Origin of the sequence: Rhodococcus sp. 15-725-2-2b (assembly GCF_002259075.1) — a bacterium.
In the GTDB taxonomy this organism is placed as follows: domain Bacteria; phylum Actinomycetota; class Actinomycetes; order Mycobacteriales; family Mycobacteriaceae; genus Rhodococcoides.
Genome location: NZ_NPFL01000007.1, coordinates 131,623 through 149,280 on the forward strand (window position 1 = coordinate 131,623; position 17,658 = coordinate 149,280).

General features: G+C 65.3%; 18 protein-coding genes. 6 read left to right on the forward strand and 12 right to left on the reverse strand.

What is annotated here, in order from left to right:
* Nucleotides 1–21: 21 nt before the first annotated feature.
* Nucleotides 22–1,542, forward strand: a complete 1,521-nt coding sequence (locus CH306_RS10420; RefSeq protein ID WP_094646537.1) for a GMC family oxidoreductase — start codon at nucleotides 22–24, stop codon at nucleotides 1,540–1,542.
* Nucleotides 1,543–1,571: 29 nt separating this feature from the next.
* Here CH306_RS10420 and CH306_RS10425 read toward each other — a convergent pair whose 3' ends face one another.
* The 11 genes from CH306_RS10425 to CH306_RS10475 all read right to left on the reverse strand — a co-directional run bounded on the left by CH306_RS10425 (nucleotide 1,572) and on the right by CH306_RS10475 (nucleotide 11,338).
* Nucleotides 1,572–2,477: a helix-turn-helix domain-containing protein gene (locus CH306_RS10425; protein WP_094631997.1), complete on the reverse strand. Its 906-nt coding sequence runs from the start codon at nucleotides 2,475–2,477 to the stop codon at nucleotides 1,572–1,574.
* 1 nt (nucleotide 2,478) lies between these two features.
* Nucleotides 2,479–3,786, reverse strand: coding sequence for a phenylacetate--CoA ligase PaaK (gene paaK / locus CH306_RS10430; protein WP_094646538.1), 1,308 nt, complete (start codon nucleotides 3,784–3,786; stop codon nucleotides 2,479–2,481).
* A 17-nt stretch (nucleotides 3,787–3,803) separates the two neighbouring features.
* Nucleotides 3,804–4,898, reverse strand: a complete 1,095-nt coding sequence (gene paaE, locus CH306_RS10435) for a 1,2-phenylacetyl-CoA epoxidase subunit PaaE (RefSeq protein WP_094646539.1) — start codon at nucleotides 4,896–4,898, stop codon at nucleotides 3,804–3,806.
* Nucleotides 4,898–5,359, reverse strand: a complete 462-nt coding sequence (paaD, locus tag CH306_RS10440) for a 1,2-phenylacetyl-CoA epoxidase subunit PaaD (RefSeq protein WP_068054497.1) — start codon at nucleotides 5,357–5,359, stop codon at nucleotides 4,898–4,900. The genes paaE and paaD overlap by 1 nt, the downstream gene beginning before the upstream one ends.
* A gap of 41 nt (nucleotides 5,360–5,400) precedes the next feature.
* A complete protein-coding gene (gene paaC, locus CH306_RS10445) occupies nucleotides 5,401–6,318 on the reverse strand; it encodes a 1,2-phenylacetyl-CoA epoxidase subunit PaaC (RefSeq protein WP_094646540.1) in 918 nt (305 codons plus the stop codon).
* A 28-nt stretch (nucleotides 6,319–6,346) separates the two neighbouring features.
* Nucleotides 6,347–6,709 carry a 1,2-phenylacetyl-CoA epoxidase subunit PaaB gene (paaB, locus tag CH306_RS10450; RefSeq protein WP_027494657.1) on the reverse strand — a complete coding sequence of 121 codons (363 nt, stop codon included), beginning with the start codon at nucleotides 6,707–6,709 and terminating at the stop codon, nucleotides 6,347–6,349.
* Complete coding sequence (paaA, locus tag CH306_RS10455; RefSeq protein ID WP_094646541.1) at nucleotides 6,706–7,650, reverse strand: 1,2-phenylacetyl-CoA epoxidase subunit PaaA; 945 nt, start codon at nucleotides 7,648–7,650, stop codon at nucleotides 6,706–6,708. The genes paaB and paaA overlap by 4 nt, the downstream gene beginning before the upstream one ends.
* Nucleotides 7,651–7,804: 154 nt before the next feature.
* The gene (locus CH306_RS10460; RefSeq protein ID WP_045198180.1) at nucleotides 7,805–8,575 is read right to left on the reverse strand and encodes an enoyl-CoA hydratase/isomerase family protein; all 771 of its coding nucleotides are present in this window, start codon (nucleotides 8,573–8,575) and stop codon (nucleotides 7,805–7,807) included.
* Nucleotides 8,572–9,423, reverse strand: coding sequence for a 3-hydroxyacyl-CoA dehydrogenase family protein (locus CH306_RS10465; protein ID WP_094646542.1), 852 nt, complete (start codon nucleotides 9,421–9,423; stop codon nucleotides 8,572–8,574). The genes CH306_RS10460 and CH306_RS10465 overlap by 4 nt, the downstream gene beginning before the upstream one ends.
* Entirely contained in the window at nucleotides 9,420–10,142 is a 723-nt protein-coding gene (locus CH306_RS10470) for an enoyl-CoA hydratase/isomerase family protein (protein ID WP_094646543.1), read from the reverse strand. Before CH306_RS10470 ends, CH306_RS10465 begins: the two co-directional genes overlap by 4 nt.
* Complete coding sequence (locus CH306_RS10475) at nucleotides 10,139–11,338, reverse strand: thiolase family protein (RefSeq protein WP_094646544.1); 1,200 nt, start codon at nucleotides 11,336–11,338, stop codon at nucleotides 10,139–10,141. Before CH306_RS10475 ends, CH306_RS10470 begins: the two co-directional genes overlap by 4 nt.
* A 110-nt stretch (nucleotides 11,339–11,448) precedes the next feature.
* Between CH306_RS10475 and CH306_RS10480 the strand changes: the two genes are divergently transcribed.
* The 5 genes from CH306_RS10480 to CH306_RS10500 all read left to right on the forward strand — a co-directional run bounded on the left by CH306_RS10480 (nucleotide 11,449) and on the right by CH306_RS10500 (nucleotide 16,031).
* The gene (locus tag CH306_RS10480; RefSeq protein WP_094646598.1) at nucleotides 11,449–12,060 is read left to right on the forward strand and encodes a TetR/AcrR family transcriptional regulator; all 612 of its coding nucleotides are present in this window, start codon (nucleotides 11,449–11,451) and stop codon (nucleotides 12,058–12,060) included.
* Nucleotides 12,061–12,136: 76 nt separating this feature from the next.
* Entirely contained in the window at nucleotides 12,137–14,164 is a 2,028-nt protein-coding gene (paaZ, locus tag CH306_RS10485; RefSeq protein ID WP_094646545.1) for a phenylacetic acid degradation bifunctional protein PaaZ, read from the forward strand.
* Nucleotides 14,161–14,478 (forward strand): EthD family reductase, encoded by a 318-nt coding sequence (locus CH306_RS10490; RefSeq protein ID WP_094646546.1) that lies wholly within the window; start codon nucleotides 14,161–14,163, stop codon nucleotides 14,476–14,478. Before paaZ ends, CH306_RS10490 begins: the two co-directional genes overlap by 4 nt.
* Nucleotides 14,479–14,501: 23 nt before the next feature.
* Nucleotides 14,502–14,870, forward strand: a complete 369-nt coding sequence (gene paaI / locus CH306_RS10495; RefSeq protein ID WP_082074055.1) for a hydroxyphenylacetyl-CoA thioesterase PaaI — start codon at nucleotides 14,502–14,504, stop codon at nucleotides 14,868–14,870.
* A gap of 30 nt (nucleotides 14,871–14,900) precedes the next feature.
* Nucleotides 14,901–16,031 (forward strand): helix-turn-helix domain-containing protein, encoded by a 1,131-nt coding sequence (locus CH306_RS10500; protein ID WP_094646547.1) that lies wholly within the window; start codon nucleotides 14,901–14,903, stop codon nucleotides 16,029–16,031.
* On the opposite strand, the gene CH306_RS10505 is transcribed toward CH306_RS10500, so the two are convergent.
* The gene (locus CH306_RS10505) at nucleotides 15,997–17,406 is read right to left on the reverse strand and encodes an FAD-binding oxidoreductase (protein ID WP_094646548.1); all 1,410 of its coding nucleotides are present in this window, start codon (nucleotides 17,404–17,406) and stop codon (nucleotides 15,997–15,999) included. The genes CH306_RS10500 and CH306_RS10505 overlap by 35 nt on opposite strands.
* Between the last annotated feature and the right edge of the window lie 252 nt (nucleotides 17,407–17,658).

Consider the following 17,658-nt stretch of genomic DNA (forward strand, 5'->3'; position numbering starts at 1 on the left):
CACAACAGAAAGAGGGAGCGCATGTCGACGGATTACATCGTAGTGGGAGCAGGATCAGCAGGAAGTGTCATCGCCAGGAGGCTGCTCGATGCCGGTCACACCGTGCACGTGATCGAGGCCGGACCTGTGGATACCGATCCGGCGATCCACTCACCGCAGGGCTGGCCGACGCTGTTGGGAGGCTCGCAGGACTGGGGACTGTTCACCACTCCGCAGAAGCACGCCAACGATCGACGGATCTTCTGGCCGCGCGGACGCGTACTCGGCGGCAGCTCGTCCCTCAACGGAATGATCTACGTACGAGGGCATTCCAGCGACTACGACGGGTGGGCGTCCGCGACCGGCGATGCCGGGTGGGCCTGGGAGAACGTGCTGCCGCTGTTCAAGCGTTCGGAGTCGCACGAACTAGGGGCCAACGAGTTCCACGGCGGCGACGGGCCACTGCCGGTGTCCATCATGGGTACCCCGCATCCACTGGCGGCCGCCTTCGTCGACGCGGCCGTCGAACACGGGCACAAGCTGATCGACGACTTCAACGCCGACGAGATGGTGGGTGCCGGCTACAACCACACCACTACACGCGACGGCGAACGGATGAGTGCGTGGAAGAGCTTCGTAGGCCCGGTGATCGGGCATCCTGACCTGACCGTCACCACCGGGGCACTCGTTCACCGGGTGGTTCTCGAGAACGGCCGTGCGGTGGGAATCGAGTACAGCCGCGGGGGTTCCGAGGTGGAGCGATCGTTCGCGGATCACGAGGTGATCCTCTGCGGTGGAGCTCTCGGATCACCGAAGACTTTGCTGCTCAGTGGAATCGGACCCGCCGCGCACTTGGCCGAACTCGGGATCGACACGGTCGTGGACCTGCCGGGTGTCGGCGAGAATCTGCACGACCACCTGCTGCTGAGCAACATCTACGAGTCCCTCGCGCCGCTCGCAGCCGGTACGAACAATCTGCTCGAGGCGCAGCTCTACGCCCGCAGCAATGGATGGGCCGGCGCTGCACCGGATCTGCAGCCCCTGTTCATGCACATTCCGTACCCGGCCGACGGATACCCGGTGCCCGAGAACGGCTACACCATCGCACCCGGCATCGTCGCTCCCCGCTCGCGCGGGACGTTGCGGTTGGCGTCCTCGGACCCGAGTGAACTGCCACTGGCGGATCCGAACATTCTGGCCGACCCGTACGACCTCGAAGCGATGGTCGACGCGGTGGAGATCTGCCGTGAGATCGGTGCCTCCGACGCGTTCGCGCCGTGGCGGAAGGCCGAGGTGGTTCCGGGGCCGAGTGCGCGCACACGCGACGACCTGCGGGCCTATGTTCGACAGACCGCCGGCACGTACCACCATCAGGTCGGCACCTGCAAGATGGGTGCGGACTCGGATCCCAATGCTGTTGTCGGAGCGAATCTTCGAGTGCGTGGCGTCGAAGGGCTGCGGGTCGCGGACGCGTCGATCATGCCCACCGTGCCGTCGGGCAACACCAACGCGCCGTCCATCATGGTCGGTGAGCGGGCCTCGGATCTGATTCTGGGGAGGTAGATCGTAGTCGGGTGAGGGGGCGTGCGCTCTCACCCGGCGCGATACTCCCGCGGTGACATCCCGTATGTCTCCTTGAACAGTTTCGAGAAGTTCGAGGAATCGATCAAACCATGGCGCGCACAGATGGTTCCGATGCTGTCCGCGGCGAATCGAGGGTCGCGGAGATCGCGATGGCAGCGATCGAGCCGCCTGGATCTGATCCATCCGGCCACCGTGCGACCGTCGGACTCGAAGAGCTTCTGTAGGTAGCGCGTCGAGATGTGCAGGCGCGCAGCGAGAGAGGCCGTGGACAGCGAGGGATCGGACAGGTGCGATTCGACGAGGCCCTTGGCCTCGATCAGCAGTGTCGAACCCGGAGCCTCGTGGGGTGCTGCGTCGTCGAGAGCGGCACCGAGAAGATCGAGTACCGCGTGCTCGAGCATCGGCGTGGTGGGCAGAGTGCCGTCGAGGGCGTTGCGGCGCAGGGTATGCAGAAAAGGCGACACCAACGCGCCCACGCCGCGGGCACCCTCGATGCACCGCGCCGCCACAGTGGTCAGTTCACGAGAGTCGATACGCAGTTCTCGACGCGGGAACATCACGACGAACATCTCGAAATTGCCGGCGAAATGCAGCTCGTACGGGGCGCTGGTGTCGTACACCGCGAAGTCACCCGGGTTCAGCACGGCCTCGCGCTCGTTCTGAACGATCGTGCCGCGCCCCGTCAGCTGAAGACCGACCTTGATCAAGCCCGGATCGGACCGCCGGATGGTCGCGCGGGTCCGCCGGACGTCGACCTCGCGGCCGGTCACCTCGCTCAGTTGCAAGGCCCCCAGCGTCGATGACACCAGCGTGCCCTCGAACGACGACGGCCCGGTGGACACAGCGTCCAACGGCACGAACGCCGTCGAGACGTTCTCGCGCCATTGCTCGAAACTCTGTGCCACCGGGCTCATGTCATACGGCGGGACGGTTGTCGATCAGACGGCGAGCCTTGCCGATGGAACGCTCGAGGGCCGCGGGTGCGACGACGTCGACCGCAACGCTCACGCCGATGCGATCCTTGACGAGCTTCTTCAGTGTCGCCGCTGCTGGTGCGTGCGAGTCGAGTGCGGCGTCGGGGCGGGCCTCGACGAGAACGGTCAACGAGTCCATGCGGCCTGCCCTCTCGAGCACGCACTGGAACTGCGGTGCCAGCACGGGCACGGTCAGGATCAGCTCTTCGATCTGCGTCGGGAAGAGGTTGACGCCGCGCAGAATGATCATGTCGTCGGTGCGACCGGTGACCTTCTGCATCCGACGCATCGTGCGGGCCGTGCCCGGCAGCAGTCGCGTCAGATCGCGGGTGCGGTACCGGATGATCGGCATCGCTTCCTTGGACAACGACGTGAACACCAGTTCACCCTCCTCGCCGTCGGGCAGGACTTCGCCGGTCACCGGGTCGATGACCTCCGGGTAGAAATGGTCCTCCCAGATGTGGAGTCCGTCCTTGGTTTCGACGCATTCCATCGCGACGCCAGGCCCCATCACCTCGGACAGGCCGTAGATGTCGACGGCGTCCATGTCGAGAGTCTTCTCGATCTCCTTGCGCATCTCCTCGGTCCACGGCTCCGCGCCGAAGACACCGGTCTTCAGTGAGGTCTTGGCCGGGTCGATGCCCTTCTTGATCATCGCGTCCACGATCGTGAGCATGTACGACGGTGTGACCATGATGGCGTCGGGCTCGAAGTCCTCGATGAGCTGGATCTGACGATCGGTCATACCGCCGGACATCGGAATGACGGTGCAGCCCAGACGTTCCGCGCCGTAGTGCGCGCCGAGGCCGCCGGTGAACAGTCCGTAGCCGTAGGCCACGTGCACCTTGTCGGACGGCTTCACCCCGCCGGCACGAAGGCTGCGAGCGATGAGGTCGGCCCAGTTGTTGATGTCGTTCGCGGTGTAGCCGACGACGGTGGGTCGGCCGGTGGTTCCCGAGGACGCGTGAATGCGCGAGACCTGGTTCTGCGGGACGGCGAACATGCCGAACGGGTAGTTCTCCCGCAGATCGGCCTTGGCGGTGAACGGGAACTTCGCCAGATCCGACAGGTCCTTCAGATCGGTCGGATGCACCCCCGCGTCGTCGAAGGCCTTCTTGTAATGAGCAACGTTGTCGTACGCACGCTGCAGTGACCACTGCAGGCGCTCCAACTGCAGGGTGGAGATCCGATCGCGAGACGCGAACTCGATATCGGGGGTATCGGTGGGGGCGGACAGCACACTGGTCATGATTGCTCTCTCGTGTCTCAGGCGTCGAAGTCGACGGTCACGGTGTCGCTGAGGGGGAAGGTCTGGCAGGTGAGCACGAAGCCGGCAGCGACCTCGTTGTCTTCGAGGGCGTAGTTGCGGCGCATGTCGACCTCGCCGAAGGTGACCTTCGCGCGGCAGGTGCCACACACGCCGCCCTTGCACGCGAAGGGGAGATCGGAGCGCAGCTGCTCACCGGAATCGAGGATCGACTCGTCCTGGGGGAGAGTGCCAGTCACGGAGCGGCCGTCGAGGGTGATCGTGACCTCGCTGCTCGGTCCGGTCACGCCGGGTTCGCGATGCTTCTCCTGAGGCGGTGGCACGTCGTCGACGTAGAAGAGTTCGGCATGGACGTTGTCCTTGGCCACGCCGAGATCGCCGAGTACCTGCTGGGCGTCGGTCACCATTCCGAACGGACCGCACAGCCAGAAGTGATCGATCTCGGGGGTCGCGACGACGGAGTCGAGTATCTCGCGCAACCGGTCCGCGTCGAGTCTTCCGCTGAACAGTTCGACCTCGCGCGGTTCCCTGGACAGGACGTGAATGACGTCGAACCGGCTGCCGTACTGATCCTTGAGATCGGCGATCTCCTCGGCGAACATCACCGATCTGGTACGCCGATTGCCGTACAGCAGAACGACTTCGGCGTCGGGGTTCGCCAACACCGAAGCGGCGATCGAGAGCATCGGGGTGATGCCCGAGCCGGCTGCGATGAGCACGTGTCGGCCGCCTGCGGCCGGGTCGGCGTGAAAACTACCGCTCGGGCCCTGGACGTCGATTCGATCGCCTGCCTTGACGTCGTGGACCAACCACGAGGAGAACAGGCCGTCGCTCACCTCCCGCACACCGACGCGGGGACGCGCGCCCACCGGTGCGCAGATCGAGTAGGAGCGACGGTGCTCGACGCCGTCCACCGTGCGGCTGAGCATCAGGGATTGCCCTGGGCGAAAGTCGAATTCGTCCGTGAGGTGTTCTGGCACGTCGAACGTGACGGCGACGGCGTCGTCGCACAGTGACTCGACATCCGCGACGGTCAACGTGTGAAAAGGCTTGTTCCGCAGATTCTTCTGTACGGGTTCAGCGGTGACGGTCATCAAATTTCCTTCACGTGGTCGAAGGGCTCGAGGCAGTCGTCGCACCGGTACTGGGCTTTGCAGAGGGTGGCACCGAACTCGGAGGTGAGGCGGGTATTGGTGGAAGTGCACTGGGGGCAGGCGATCTGCCGCGGCTTCACTGTCAGGGTCAACGGGACCGGACCACTCGTCCGCGCCGGGGCGGGGCCGGGTACGGAGTAGCCGGCTTCGCGAAGCTTGCGCAGGCCCTCCTCGGAGATCCAGTCGGTGCTCCACGCGGGGGAGAGGCTGGTGACGATCTCGACCTCGGAGTAGCCGTGGTCGGTGAGCTTGTGCGCGATGTCGTCGCGCATCGTCGCCATCGCCGGGCATCCTGAGTACGTCGGTGTGATCGTGACGAGCACACTGCCGTTCTCGCGTACCTCGACGTCGCGCAGGACGCCGAGGTCGTCGAGAGTGAGCAGCGGCATCTCGGGATCCATGACGGTGGCGGCGATCTCGCGTGCCGTTCGTTCGAGAGTGGTCACCAGACTCCCTCCGGATGCGCTCTCGCCACGACCTGCATCTCGGCGATCAGCGGCCCGAATGCCTCGGTGTGGATACCTCGCCTGCCTCCACGGCCGCCGATGGTGCCCACGGACTTGCCCTCGGGTGCCTCCAACTCGGCGGCGTGCAGCACCTGTGCCAGAACGGAATCGAACTCCTCGCGCACGTCGCGTGGGTCGACGCCGACACCGACCTTCGCGAGTGCGATTTCCTCGTCCGTCGGCACGAACAGTTCGGAGACGTACGGCCAGATCCGAGCCACCGCGTCGCGGACGCGTCGCTTCGATTCCTCCGTGCCGCAGCCCAGAGTGACGACCCAGCGTGCCGAGTAGTCGCGGTGGTACGTCAGCTCTTTGACGCCCTTGTTCGCAACCGCGGCGAGAACGGGATCGCGGGAATCCTGCAGCCGAGTGAAGAGTGCGAGACGCCACGTCGAGAACACCAGAAGGCGCACCTGAGATTTGGCGAAATCACCGTTGTCGAGCTCGGTGAGTCGTACGTTCCGGAAGTCGGCCTCGTCGCGGAAGAACGTGAGCGCGTCCTCGGCCGGCGCGGGGGAGGTGTCCGAGATGAACGGCACGACCGTCGGGTCGGCTTTGGCGGCGCGGGCCAGCAGTAGCCGGGCCTGGCCGAGGAGATCGAGGCCGACGTTGGCCAGTGCCACTTCCTCTTCGAGTTCCGGTGCGCGGGTGCTCCACTCGGCCAGGCGCTGTGAGCTGATCAGCGCATCGTCGCCGAGCATGAGGCAGTACGCGGCAAGGGCTTTCAGGTCGACGTCGTCGGGCACGGTGGTGTCGACCCCGGCAAGTGGGTCGTCGAAACTTGTTCCGAAGGCCCACTGCCCGTGCGAATTCTCGTCGACGAGGCCCTCGTAGGCGTTGTCGTGATCGGTCATGAGTGCTTGTCCTCTTGCAGAGTGGGTCTCACATGTGGGGAACGTTGTCGGGGATCTCGTAGAACGTGGGGTGGCGGTACACCTTGTCGCCACTCGGCGCGAAGAACGGATCCTTCTCCGACGGCGACGACGCAACGATCGAGTTGGACGGAACCACCCAGATGCTGACGCCTTCGTTGCGACGGGTGTAGACGTCGCGCGCGTGTCGCAGGGCCATGTGGTCGTCGGCGGCGTGCAGCGATCCGACGTGCACGTGGTTCAGGCCGCGCTTGCCGCGTAGGAACACCTCGTACAGCGGCCAATCGGCTTTGACTGCTTCTCTTTTCGGTTCGACCGGCACATTGTCGGTGGGTACTGCGCCGTGTCCGCCCTCTGCGGTGAATTCCGTCATGATGCGTTCCTTGCTGCGAATGCGGTTGCGGCCTCGCGAACCCAGGCACCGTCCTCGTGCGCTGCGCGGCGGTTCGCGATGCGCTCGACGTTGGAGGCACCGTTGCCCTTGATCACCTGCATGAACTCGGACCAGTCGGGCTCGCCGAAATCGTGCGACTTGCGTTCTTCGTTCCACTTCAGGTCCGGGTCGGGGAACGTGACTCCGAGGGCCTTCGCCTGCGGGATCGACATGTCGACGAAGCGTTGGCGCAGTTCGTCGTTGGTGTGACGCTTGATGCCCCACTTCATGGACTGCTCGGTGTTGGGGGACTCGTCGTCCGGCGGGCCGAACATCATCAGTGCCGGCCACCACCAGCGGTTCACCGATTCCTGAACCATGGCGCGCTGTTCGTCGGTTCCGCGCATCATCGTCGCGAGCAGTTCGTAACCCTGTCGCTGATGGAACGACTCCTCTTTGCAGACGCGGATCATCGCGCGTGCGTACGGGCCGAAGCTGCTGCGGCACAAGGGAACCTGGTTGCAGATCGCTGCACCGTCGACGAGCCAGCCGATGGTGCCCACGTCGGCGTACGTCAGGGTGGGGTAGTTGAAGATCGAGGAGTACTTCTGCTTGCCCTCGATGAGCTTGACCGTCAGATCGGCGCGGTCTGCACCGAGCGTCTCGGCGGCGGAGTACAGGTAGAGGCCGTGGCCGGCTTCGTCCTGCACCTTGGCCATCAGGATCGCTTTGCGGCGCAGTGACGGCGCACGGGTGAGCCAGTTGCCCTCCGGCTGCATACCGATGATCTCGGAGTGCGCATGCTGGGCGATCTGGCGGATGAGCGACTTGCGGTAGCCGTCGGGCATCCAGTCGCGGGGCTCGACGCGCTGTTCGCGGGCAACGGTGTCGTCGAACCCGTCCTGCAGCGTCTCGGCGGACAAGGTGTTTGACGTGGTCATAAGTCCTACTTTCATTACCGAATGATCGGTTGGTAACCAGTATGCCTCGAGTGCGGCTCCGCGCACAAGAGCGGCTGCGCCTCACGTGCGTGGAACTTCGTAGCATGGGTCGAGTTTCTGTTCACATGGGTCGTTCCGCAGGCTCCACTCCCGCTCACATGCCGACGAAGGAGGCTCTCGTCTTGTTCAGGAACGCGTCGACGGCGGCCTTGTGGTCGGCGGTCTGGCCCAGGGCGGTCTGCGCCTGCGCCTCGCGGTCCAGTGCGTCGGACAGTCCGGAGCGCGCGATCAGCGACTTGACCTGCTTGTAGGCCTGGGTTGGTCCGGCTGCGAGTGACGCGGCCAGCGTGCGTGCTGTCTCGAGAACGTCGGCGTCGTCGACGACGCGATGTATCAGGCCCCAGTCGAGGGCCTGCGCGGCGGTGACCCTGTCGCCGAGCAGCATCAGACCCGCGGCCCGGCTCGATCCGAGTGCCTCGACCAGAGTGAAACTCAATCCCGAGTCACTGGCCAAGCCGATGCCGGTGAACGCCGTCGCGAACGTCGACTTGGTGCCCGCGACCCGAATATCTCCTGCGAGCGCGATTCCGAGACCGGCGCCGACGCAGGCGCCAGGAATGGCCACGACGATCGGTACGTCGAGCGCTGCGAGCCCTCGGATGACCGGGTTGTAGTGCTCACCGACGGTATCCATCGCTGTGGCCGGATCGGCCTCGAGCGCGGTGACATGCTCACCCAGATCCTGGCCGACGCAGAAGTTCTTGCCTTCGGCGGTGATGAGTACTGCGCGCACCTCGGGTGCGGCAGCGTTCTGGACGGCCTCCGCCAGCGCGACTTTTGTCGTCACGTCGAGGGCGTTGTGTGCCTCGGAGCGAGCGAGTGTGATGGTCGCCAGGCCGTCGGTGATGTCGAACCGTACCGTCATGCGTTCGTCCAATCGTGAAAGCCGCGACCGGACTTGCGTCCGATATCGCCGCGAGAAACCATGTCTCGCAACAACTGCGGGGGTGTGAACCTGTCGCCGAGGGTCGACGCCAGGTGTTCTGCGATCGCGAGCCGGACGTCCAACCCCACGAGGTCGGTCGACCGCAGCGGACCCATCGGGTGCTTGTAACCGAGTTCCATGGCGCGATCGATGGATTCGGCGTCGGCGACGCCTTCCTCCAACATCCGAATGGCTTCGAGCCCCAGGCAAACCCCGAGCCGTGACGTCGCGAATCCGGGGGAGTCGTTGACGAGCACCTCGGTCTTGCCCAGCAGCGACACCCACTGCCGTACTCGCTCCACCACGTCCGCGGCGGTGGCCGGCGCGCGCACGATCTCGACGAGAGTCGACGCCGGAACCGGATTGAAGAAGTGCATCCCGACGAAGCGACTCGGATCACTCAGCGCCGCACCGAGTTCGGCGATGGAAATAGAGCTCGTGTTCGACGCGATAACGGTCTCGGGCCCGGCGATCTTGTCGACGAGAGCAAGTACCTCGACTTTGAGCGACGGGATCTCGGGCACCGCTTCGACAACCAGATCGAGCTCGGCATGCAGGTCGGACGGCCCCGCGACCGTGGAGACCCGGGCGAGAATGGCCGACGGGTCCTCGCTGAGCTTGCCGCGCTCGTGCGCCCGAGCCAAGCCCGTCTCGACTCGACCGAGAGCGGCCTGCTGATCGGCAGCTTCGGCGATGACGACGGTGGATCCGAGCGCCGCGAAGACCTGCGCGATCCCTGCACCCATCCGTCCTCCGCCGACGACAGCCACTTTCACGGGAGCGGTCATTTTTTCTTCTCCAGAAATGCCGTCATCCGGCGTTGTTTGTCTTCGGTCTCGAACAGCACCGCCTGCGCGATGTCGTCGGCCCATGGATGTGAACCGGGTGCATCGAGGATCTTCTTGGTCAGCGTCAGCGCCAGGGGTGCTTGCTTGGCGATGCGATCAGCCAGGGCATGGGCGGCAGCCAACGGCTCGTCGACGACGTCCAGCACCAGGCCGGAGCGGAGTGCCACGTCGGCGTCGAGCGTTCGGCCACCGAGGAGAACCTGCTTCGCGACGGACACACCCACCAACGTCGGCAACCGGTAGCTTGCCCCGGCGGCAGCCATGATGCCCAGCCCCGGTTCGGGATTGCCGAACACGGCCGTCGGCGACGCGATACGGATGTCGCAGGCGTACGACAGCTCGGCCCCACCGCCGAGGGCGTAACCCCGCACCGCGGCGATCGTCGGAAGGGGCAGTGCGGCAAAGCGGTCGAACAGGTTTCGGTTGATGCCGCGTAATGCGTCGTCGCGGGTGCGGGCGCGCAGCTGATTGATGTCGGCACCCCCGGCGAAGTGCTCGCCCTCACCGGTCAGGATCACAATCTTCGGATCCTGCTCCACGAGCCCGCACACCTCGTGCAACTCACCGATCATCTCGGCGTCGATCGCATTGCGCTGCTTCACACGGGCCAGCGTCACGACGACGCGGTCGGCCTGCTCCTCGACGACGAGTGTGTTCACGGTGCCTCGATCAACATCGACACGCCTTGCCCGACGCCGACGCAGAGCGTCGCGAGTCCGCGGGACGCCTTCTCGCGTTCCATCCGGCCCAACAGCGTCAACAGGATTCGCGCGCCGGACGAGCCGAGAGGATGGCCGAGAGCGATGGCCCCGCCGTCGGCATTGACGATGTCCTCGTTCAGCTTCAACTGCCGGATGACGCCGAGCGACTGGGCTGCGAAGGCCTCGTTGAGTTCGACGGCACCGAGGTCGTCGGCCGACCACCCGGCGCGAGCGAGCGCCTTCTGTGTCGACGGCACCGGCCCGAGCCCCATGATGTGCGGTGCGATACCGGCGCTGGCGCTGGTGACGATGCGGCCACGAACCTCGAGGCCGTACTTCTTCACGGCTTCCTCCGACGCCACCACCAGCGCCGACGCACCGTCGGTGAACGGTGACGAAGTGCCCGCAGTGACGATGCCGTCCTTGCGGAAGACGGTCTTCAGCGTGCCGAGTTTCTCCAATGTGGTTCCGCGCCGCGGTGTCTCGTCCTGGGTGACGTCTCCGTTCTTGGTCGAGACGGGCACGATCTCGTCGGCGAAGCGTCCGGCATCCTGAGCAGCGATGGCACGCTGCTGGCTGCGGAAGGCGAAGGCGTCGGACTCGGCGCGGGTGATGCCCTCGCTGAGCGCGACCTCCTCGGCCGTCTCGCCCATCGACAGGGTGATCTTGGGGTCGGTCCCCGCGTCGTGCGCAGCGAAGGTCGGATTGGTGAATCGCCAGCCGAGGGCGGTGTCAAAGATGTCTCCGGGCTTGGCCCACGCCGTCCCCGGCTTCGCCATGACCCAGGGCGCGCGGGTCATGGACTCGACGCCACCGGCGACGATGATGTCGGCCTCACCGCTGCGAATGGTGCTCGCGGCGTTGGCCACTGCCGTCAGTCCGCTCGCGCACAGTCGGTTGACGGTGTAGCCCGGCACCGTGTGGGGGAGTCCTGCGAGCAGAACTGCCATTCTCGCCACGTCACGATTGTCCTCGCCCGCCTGGTTCGCGGCACCGAGAATCACTTCGTCGATTCGATCGACGGGCACGCCGGCTCGGCGGACGGCCTCGGCGACCACGATCCCCGCCAGGTCGTCGGGACGCACGGTCGACAGTGCGCCGCCGTAGCGTCCGTGCGGCGTGCGCGCACCGGCCACGAGAAATACTTCGCCCACTGGGAACTCCTTCGTACGGTTGCGTCATTAATAACCGAACATTCGGTCGTTTGGCAAGGGCTGCTGCCCATGGTGCTGTGGAATCGGCCTTCGGCTGAGAAGATGTGGACATGACAACCGCACGCGCGCCGCGCAGGACCGGCATGCCGGGCCGGCCCGGATACGATCTGGATTCACTGCTGGCCGTGGCGGTCAAGGTCTTCAACGACCGTGGGTACGACGGCACCAGCATGGAGGTTCTGGCGAAGCGGCTCGGTATCACCAAGTCCTCGATCTACCACCATGTATCGGGCAAGTCGGAGCTTCTCGAACTCGCCCTGTCGCGGGCTCTCAACGCACTGTTCGCCGTGACGACCGAAGATCGGGCCACGACCGGGCGGTACATCGACCGCCTCGAATACCTGGTGCGTCGCAGCGTGGACATCCTGTGCGCCGAACTGCCGTACGTGACGTTGCTTCTGCGCGTCCGCGGCAACACCGACGTCGAGCGTCGAGCGCTCGCCCGTCGCCGCGAGTTCGATTCGTTCGTCACCGGGCTCGTGGTCGCCGCCGCCGAAGAGGGCGACCTACGTCCAGGGGTGGATCCGGCCTTGGCGTCCAAGCTCGTGTTCGGCACGGTCAACTCGCTCATCGAGTGGTATCGCCCGCGCACCGGCGGATCCGTCGAGGAATTGGCCGACGCCGTGGTGGCGCTGACCTTCGACGGCCTGCGCCGCACCTAGCAACGCAAGTCTTGACTTCTCGGCGTTCGACGGCGATGGTAATTACCGACCGAACGTACGGTGAGATGGAGGCGTTGTGAGCAGACTTCTGGAAAGCTATGCCCAGGGCACGTGGTATTCCGCGACCGACGAGGGAACGCCGCTGCTGAGCGCAGTCGACGGCAGTGAGATCGCCCGGGTGTCATCCAGCGGTCTCGATGTCGCAGGCATGGTCGATTACGCCCGCACCGTCGGAGGGCCCGCGCTCGCTGCCCTGACGTTCCACGAGCGTGCAGCCCTGCTCAAGCAACTGGGGCTGACGCTGCTGGCCGGCAAAGAGGAGTTCTACCAACTCTCCCGGCACACCGGAGCCACCACTCGCGATTCCGGCGTCGACATCGACGGCGGTTTCGGAACCGTGCTGAGCTATGCGAGCAAGGCTCGACGCGAACTCCCCAACGAGACGGTCTACCTCGACGGCGCCATCGAGCAGCTCGGCAAGAAGGGCACCTTCCTCGGTCAGCACATCTACACCTCGCGGCGCGGTGTCGCCGTGCAGATCAATGCGTTCAACTTCCCCGTCTGGGGCTTCCTCGAAAAGTTGGCACCCGCGTTCATCGCCGGAGTGCCGTCGATCGTCAAGCCCGCCAGCCAAACTGCATACCTCACCGAGCTGGTGTTCCGCCGCATCATCGAGTCGGGCCTGCTGCCCGAGGGTTCGGTACAGCTGCTCTGCGGCAGTGCGCGCGGCGTGCTCGACCACCTCGGTGGTCAGGACTCGGTGGCCTTCACCGGATCGGCCGACACCGCAGCGACCCTGCGCTCACACCCCAACGTCGTCGGTGAGGGACTGCACTTCACGGCCGAGGCGGACTCTCTGAACGCATCCATCCTGGGTTCGGATGTGACACAGGATGATCCGGAATTCGACCTGTTCGTCAAGGGTGTCTTTACCGAGATGACGGCCAAGGCCGGTCAGAAGTGCACGGCTATTCGCCGCGTGTTGGTGCCGCAGGACTCGGTCGAGCCCGTCATCGAGGCGCTGAAGGCCAAGCTGGAGAAGGTCGTCGTCGGTGATCCGGCAGACGACGGTGTCACCATGGGTGCACTCGCCAGCATCGACCAGCGCGACGAAGTCCTCAAATCCATTCGCGGACTGACCAAGTCCGCCACTGTGGTGTTCGGTGACCCGGAGACGGTGGATCAGCGAGCGGGTGCGTTCATGGCACCGGTGCTGCTGAAGGCCGGCGACAAAACCGCATCCGAACCGCACGAGATCGAGGCGTTCGGGCCGGTCTCGACCGTCATCGGTTACGAGAACGCTGCAGACCTGCTCGATCTGGTGGCCCGCGGAAAGGGTTCTCTGGTCGCATCTCTGGTGACCAAGGACGCTGCGATCGCCCGTGAGGTCGTGCTGGGCAGTGCGCCGTACCACGGCCGCATCCTGGTCCTGAACTCCGAGGACGCCAAGGAATCCACAGGCCACGGCTCGCCACTACCGGTACTGGTGCACGGCGGTCCGGGCCGAGCGGGCGGCGGTGAAGAACTCGGTGGTATCCGCGGCGTCCTGCACCACATGCAGCGCACTGCAATTCAGGGAACACCGGACGTCCTGACGGCCATCGGCAACAAGTGGGTCGCCGGGGCGAAGCAGACGACCGGCGACGTCCACCCGTTCCGTAAGAACCTCGGCGAGCTGAAACTGGGCGACACCATCATCGGTGGACCACGGCAGGTCACCCGCGCAGACATCGATCACTTCGCCGAGTTCACCGGCGACACGTTCTATGCACACACCGATCCCGAAGCAGCAGCGGCCAATCCGTTGTTCGGCGGAATCGTCGCGCACGGCTACCTGGTGGTCTCGCTGGCAGCCGGTCTGTTCGTCGACCCGGCACCGGGCCCCGTCCTGGCGAACTTCGGCGTCGACAACCTGCGCTTCCTGACGCCCGTCAAGGCCGAGGATTCACTGACGGTGACACTGACCGCCAAGTTGATCACTCCGCGTCAGAGTGCCGACTACGGTGAGGTGCGTTGGGACGCAGTGGTCGTCAACCAGGACGGTGACCCGGTCGCCACGTACGACGTGCTCACTCTCGTCGCGAAGCCCGAGGCCGCATCATGAGCATGCGAGTAGCCGTCTGTTACGGGATGCCCGAGGACACTGCCGCATTCGATCGTCACTACGCCGAGGTGCACATGCCCCTCGCGCGGGCTGTCCCCGGTTTGGTCGACTTCACCTGGGGCACGCTCGACTCGCTCGACGATTCACCGCCGCCGTACTACGCGATCGCCAGCCTGTACTTCGCGGACGAGGCATCGCTGAAGACCGGCTTGGCCTCGCCCGAGATGAAGGCGGCAGGCAAGGATCTGCGCAACTTCGCGACCGGTGGCGTCACGATGTTCACCCAGAACGAGCGATCGGTGTTGCAGCCGTGACGGATTCGAAGATCGCTCGAGAGATGTTCGAGGTCGATGCCGCATCGCGCAAGCTCGGAATCGAGCTGATCGAGCTGTCACCCGGGCATGCCAGGATGTCGATGGTCGTCACCGAGGACATGGTCAACGGATACGCCATCACCCACGGCGGCTACGTGTTCTTGTTGGCGGACACCACGTTCGCGATGGCCTGCAACTCCCACGAGGACTCGGCCGTCGCAGCCCGCTGCGACATTCGTTACCTGCGTCCGACGAAGACCGGCGACGTCCTGGTCGCGGACGCCGTCGAGCGTGCGAGGTTCGGCCGCAACGGGCTGTACGACGTGTCGGTGTCGTGTCGAGGTGAGCTGGTCGCAGAGTTCCGAGGCGACAGTCGCACGATAGCGCGGTAGCGATCGAACCCGTGGAAGTACTGTGAGTCGGTGACCACTGCGGACCTCTCGGCGCTGGCAGACGCAACCGCCGCAGCTGTGGGCGGTGCCGTGTCGGTGATGGACCCGCAGGGCTACGTGGTCGCGTACTCGTCGGTTCCAGGGCAGCCGATCGACGACGTACGGCGCGACGGCATCCTGGGCAAACAGGTTCCGGCCCGATACATGGTGCATCACATCGATCCGGATTTCCGGCGTAGTTCGACGGTCCATGTGGTCGACGTGGCGGGAGCGTTGCCGCGTCTGGCAGTGGCGGTCTCGGCGGACGGGGAGTACCTCGGCTCCATCTGGTGCATCGTCTCCACACCTCCCTCCGGTCCACCCGATCGAGGTGTGGTGACCGCATTGACGCGCGCTGCGGCTGCCGCGGCACCGCTGCTCCTCGCTCGGCTCCGTCCGACCGGACCCGGTAACTCCAGGGCCCGTGCCTTGTTGACTGATCCCGCCGTCGTCACCTCGCCGGGTAGCCGATTCGCGGTTGTGGCGGCGACGGTCGACTCGGCGCAGCCCGGTTCCCTGTTGGTGCGGCTCGGGGGTCTGTTGGAGCTCTCGTTCGGCGGAGATGCGGATTCCGGTTTCATCGTCGATGGTCACGTCGTGTTCTTCGTCGTGGCGAGGGACGATGACCGCGGTGTCGCCGAGGAGGCCGAGGAGGTGCGGCACCGGGCACAGGGTGCATTCGGTGTTCCGGTGACCTTCGCGATCGGTGGGCCGCATGCCCGGCCCGCGGTGGCGCGTGCCCACGCGCACTGGACGCTGGGAGCGATCGAGACAGGTGCATACACCACGACATTCGCGCAGAGTCGGGTGCCGGTCACCCTGAAGAGGGCGTCCGATGCGCTCTCGGACGTGCCGCTGGCGATTCCGGCCGTAGAACGAATGCTCACCTACGACGCTGCCGAAGGGACCGACTACGGCGCGACGGTGCTGGCGCTACTCGCGCACGAATCCAACGTCGCCGCAGCGTCGGCATCGCTGTATCTGCACGCCAATACCTTTCGCTATCGGCTGCGGCGGACGAGGGAACTCTTCGATCTCGATCTCGATGACCCCGATACTCGATTGCTCGTGTGGATGTCGCTGCGGCTCAGGGCCGAGCGGACAGGACCTTCCCCGGATTGAGCAAGTAGTGCGGGTCGAGTAGTTCCTTGATGCCCCGCTGCAGTTCGGCTGCGACCGGGTCGAGTTCGGTTTCGAGGAGGTCCCGTTTGAGCAGCCCGACTCCGTGCTCGCCGGTGATGGTTCCGCCGAGTGAGAGAGCGAAGGCCGCGATCTCGTCGAACGCTCGGTGAGCCTTGGCCAACGATGCCGGATCGCTGGGGTCGACGATGACCGTCGGATGAATGTTTCCGTCACCGGCGTGGCCGACGACTCCGATGACGATGCCCAGCCGGTCCGCCACCCGACCCACCTCGTCGATCATCGTCGCAAGTTGTGAAATGGGTACGGACACATCGTCGACCAACGGTGAACCCAGGCGCTCCAGCGCGGGATAAGCCAGGCGACGGGCCTGGACGAGTTGTTCCGACTCGACCTCGTCCTCGGCGACTGCCACGTCGGTGGCGCCGGATTCGGTGCACAGTGCGGCGATGGCCTCGAGTTCCTGCACGGCACCGTCGCCGATGTCGGACTGCGCGATCAGCACTGCCGCCGCGTCGGTTCCGAAGTCCATCCGTGCGTAGGCGTCGATCGCGGCAATGGTGGTGCGGTCCAACAGCTCGAACAGGCTCGGGGTGATACCTGCCGCACGGATCTGTGTGACGGCTTCGCCGGCGGCAACGGTCGACGGGAAGGTGGCGGCCATGGTCAGCGGAGTAGCGCTGGGGAAGTCGAGGCCGACGGTGACCTCGGTGATAATGCCGAGGGTTCCTTCCGATCCGACGAACAGGTCCGCGAGGGAGAGGCCCGCAACACCTTTGACGGTGCGGCGACCGACGAACGTCGCTCGGCCGTCGGCAAGCACCACGCGCAATCCCCGCACGAACCGAGCTGTCACGCCGTACTTCACGCAGCACAAGCCGCCCGCATTGGTGGCAACGTTGCCCCCGATCGTCGACGCCTCCCAACTGGACGGGTCGGGCAGGTACGTCAAACCCTGTTCACGGGCAGCGTCTTTCAGTTCCTTGTTCGTCACGCCGGGTTGCACGACGGCAACGCGGTCGACGACGTCCAGCTCGATGATCTCGTTCATGCGGCGAGTGTTGAGTGCTATGGCTCCGTGGCTGGAGTTCGCGGCGCCCGCCAGGCCGGTCAATGCTCCCTGAGGTACCACTGGAATGCGGTGTGTCGATGCAATTCTCATGATCGCCTGGACGTCGGACTCGGTGGTCGGTATTACCGCGACGAGCGGAAGTGTGGATTCGCAGAGGGCTGCCGCGTCGCGTCGATAGCTTTCGAGGATGTCCGGATCGGTCACCACCGCGTCGGAGCCGAGGGCCTGCGTGAGTTCGTCGAGGATCGGCGAGTCGAGCACGAGCCTCGACGAGGGTGCAGTCATGAGTCCGAGTATGACCCTCCGTCACTGGCGGCGTCTGCGTCGTTTCGGACCAACATCAGCGCGTTGATCGGTGGATTTCGACGAATGTGCAGGCACCCACGCTCGGCATCGTCCGTGCCACCTTGACAAACCATCGTGTCGGCGGTCACAGTGATTACCGACCGAATGGACGGTGAGTTATATCCGGTTTTCGGTCGCCGAGATTGTTCGTGTTCGATCCCTTTCACCCTGCCTCATGACACTCCGAATCGC

Excerpts from the sequence above, each read along its gene's own strand:
- paaI (WP_082074055.1), top strand. The coding sequence starts at position 14,502 with ATGTTCGAGGTCGATGCCGCATCGCGCAAGCTCGGAATCGAGCTGATC.
- CH306_RS10465 (WP_094646542.1), bottom strand. The coding sequence starts at position 9,423 with ATGACCGCTCCCGTGAAAGTGGCTGTCGTCGGCGGAGGACGGATGGGT.
- CH306_RS10420 (WP_094646537.1), top strand. The coding sequence starts at position 22 with ATGTCGACGGATTACATCGTAGTGGGAGCAGGATCAGCAGGAAGTGTC.
- CH306_RS10480 (WP_094646598.1), top strand. The coding sequence starts at position 11,449 with ATGACAACCGCACGCGCGCCGCGCAGGACCGGCATGCCGGGCCGGCCC.
- paaE (WP_094646539.1), bottom strand. The coding sequence starts at position 4,898 with ATGACCGTCACCGCTGAACCCGTACAGAAGAATCTGCGGAACAAGCCT.
- paaC (WP_094646540.1), bottom strand. The coding sequence starts at position 6,318 with ATGACCGATCACGACAACGCCTACGAGGGCCTCGTCGACGAGAATTCG.
- CH306_RS10460 (WP_045198180.1), bottom strand. The coding sequence starts at position 8,575 with ATGACGGTACGGTTCGACATCACCGACGGCCTGGCGACCATCACACTC.
- paaK (WP_094646538.1), bottom strand. The coding sequence starts at position 3,786 with ATGACCAGTGTGCTGTCCGCCCCCACCGATACCCCCGATATCGAGTTC.
- paaB (WP_027494657.1), bottom strand. The coding sequence starts at position 6,709 with ATGACGGAATTCACCGCAGAGGGCGGACACGGCGCAGTACCCACCGAC.
- CH306_RS10505 (WP_094646548.1), bottom strand. The coding sequence starts at position 17,406 with ATGACTGCACCCTCGTCGAGGCTCGTGCTCGACTCGCCGATCCTCGAC.
- CH306_RS10425 (WP_094631997.1), bottom strand. The coding sequence starts at position 2,477 with ATGAGCCCGGTGGCACAGAGTTTCGAGCAATGGCGCGAGAACGTCTCG.
- paaA (WP_094646541.1), bottom strand. The coding sequence starts at position 7,650 with ATGACCACGTCAAACACCTTGTCCGCCGAGACGCTGCAGGACGGGTTC.
- paaD (WP_068054497.1), bottom strand. The coding sequence starts at position 5,359 with ATGGATCCCGAGATGCCGCTGCTCACTCTCGACGACCTCGGCGTCCTG.
- CH306_RS10490 (WP_094646546.1), top strand. The coding sequence starts at position 14,161 with ATGAGCATGCGAGTAGCCGTCTGTTACGGGATGCCCGAGGACACTGCC.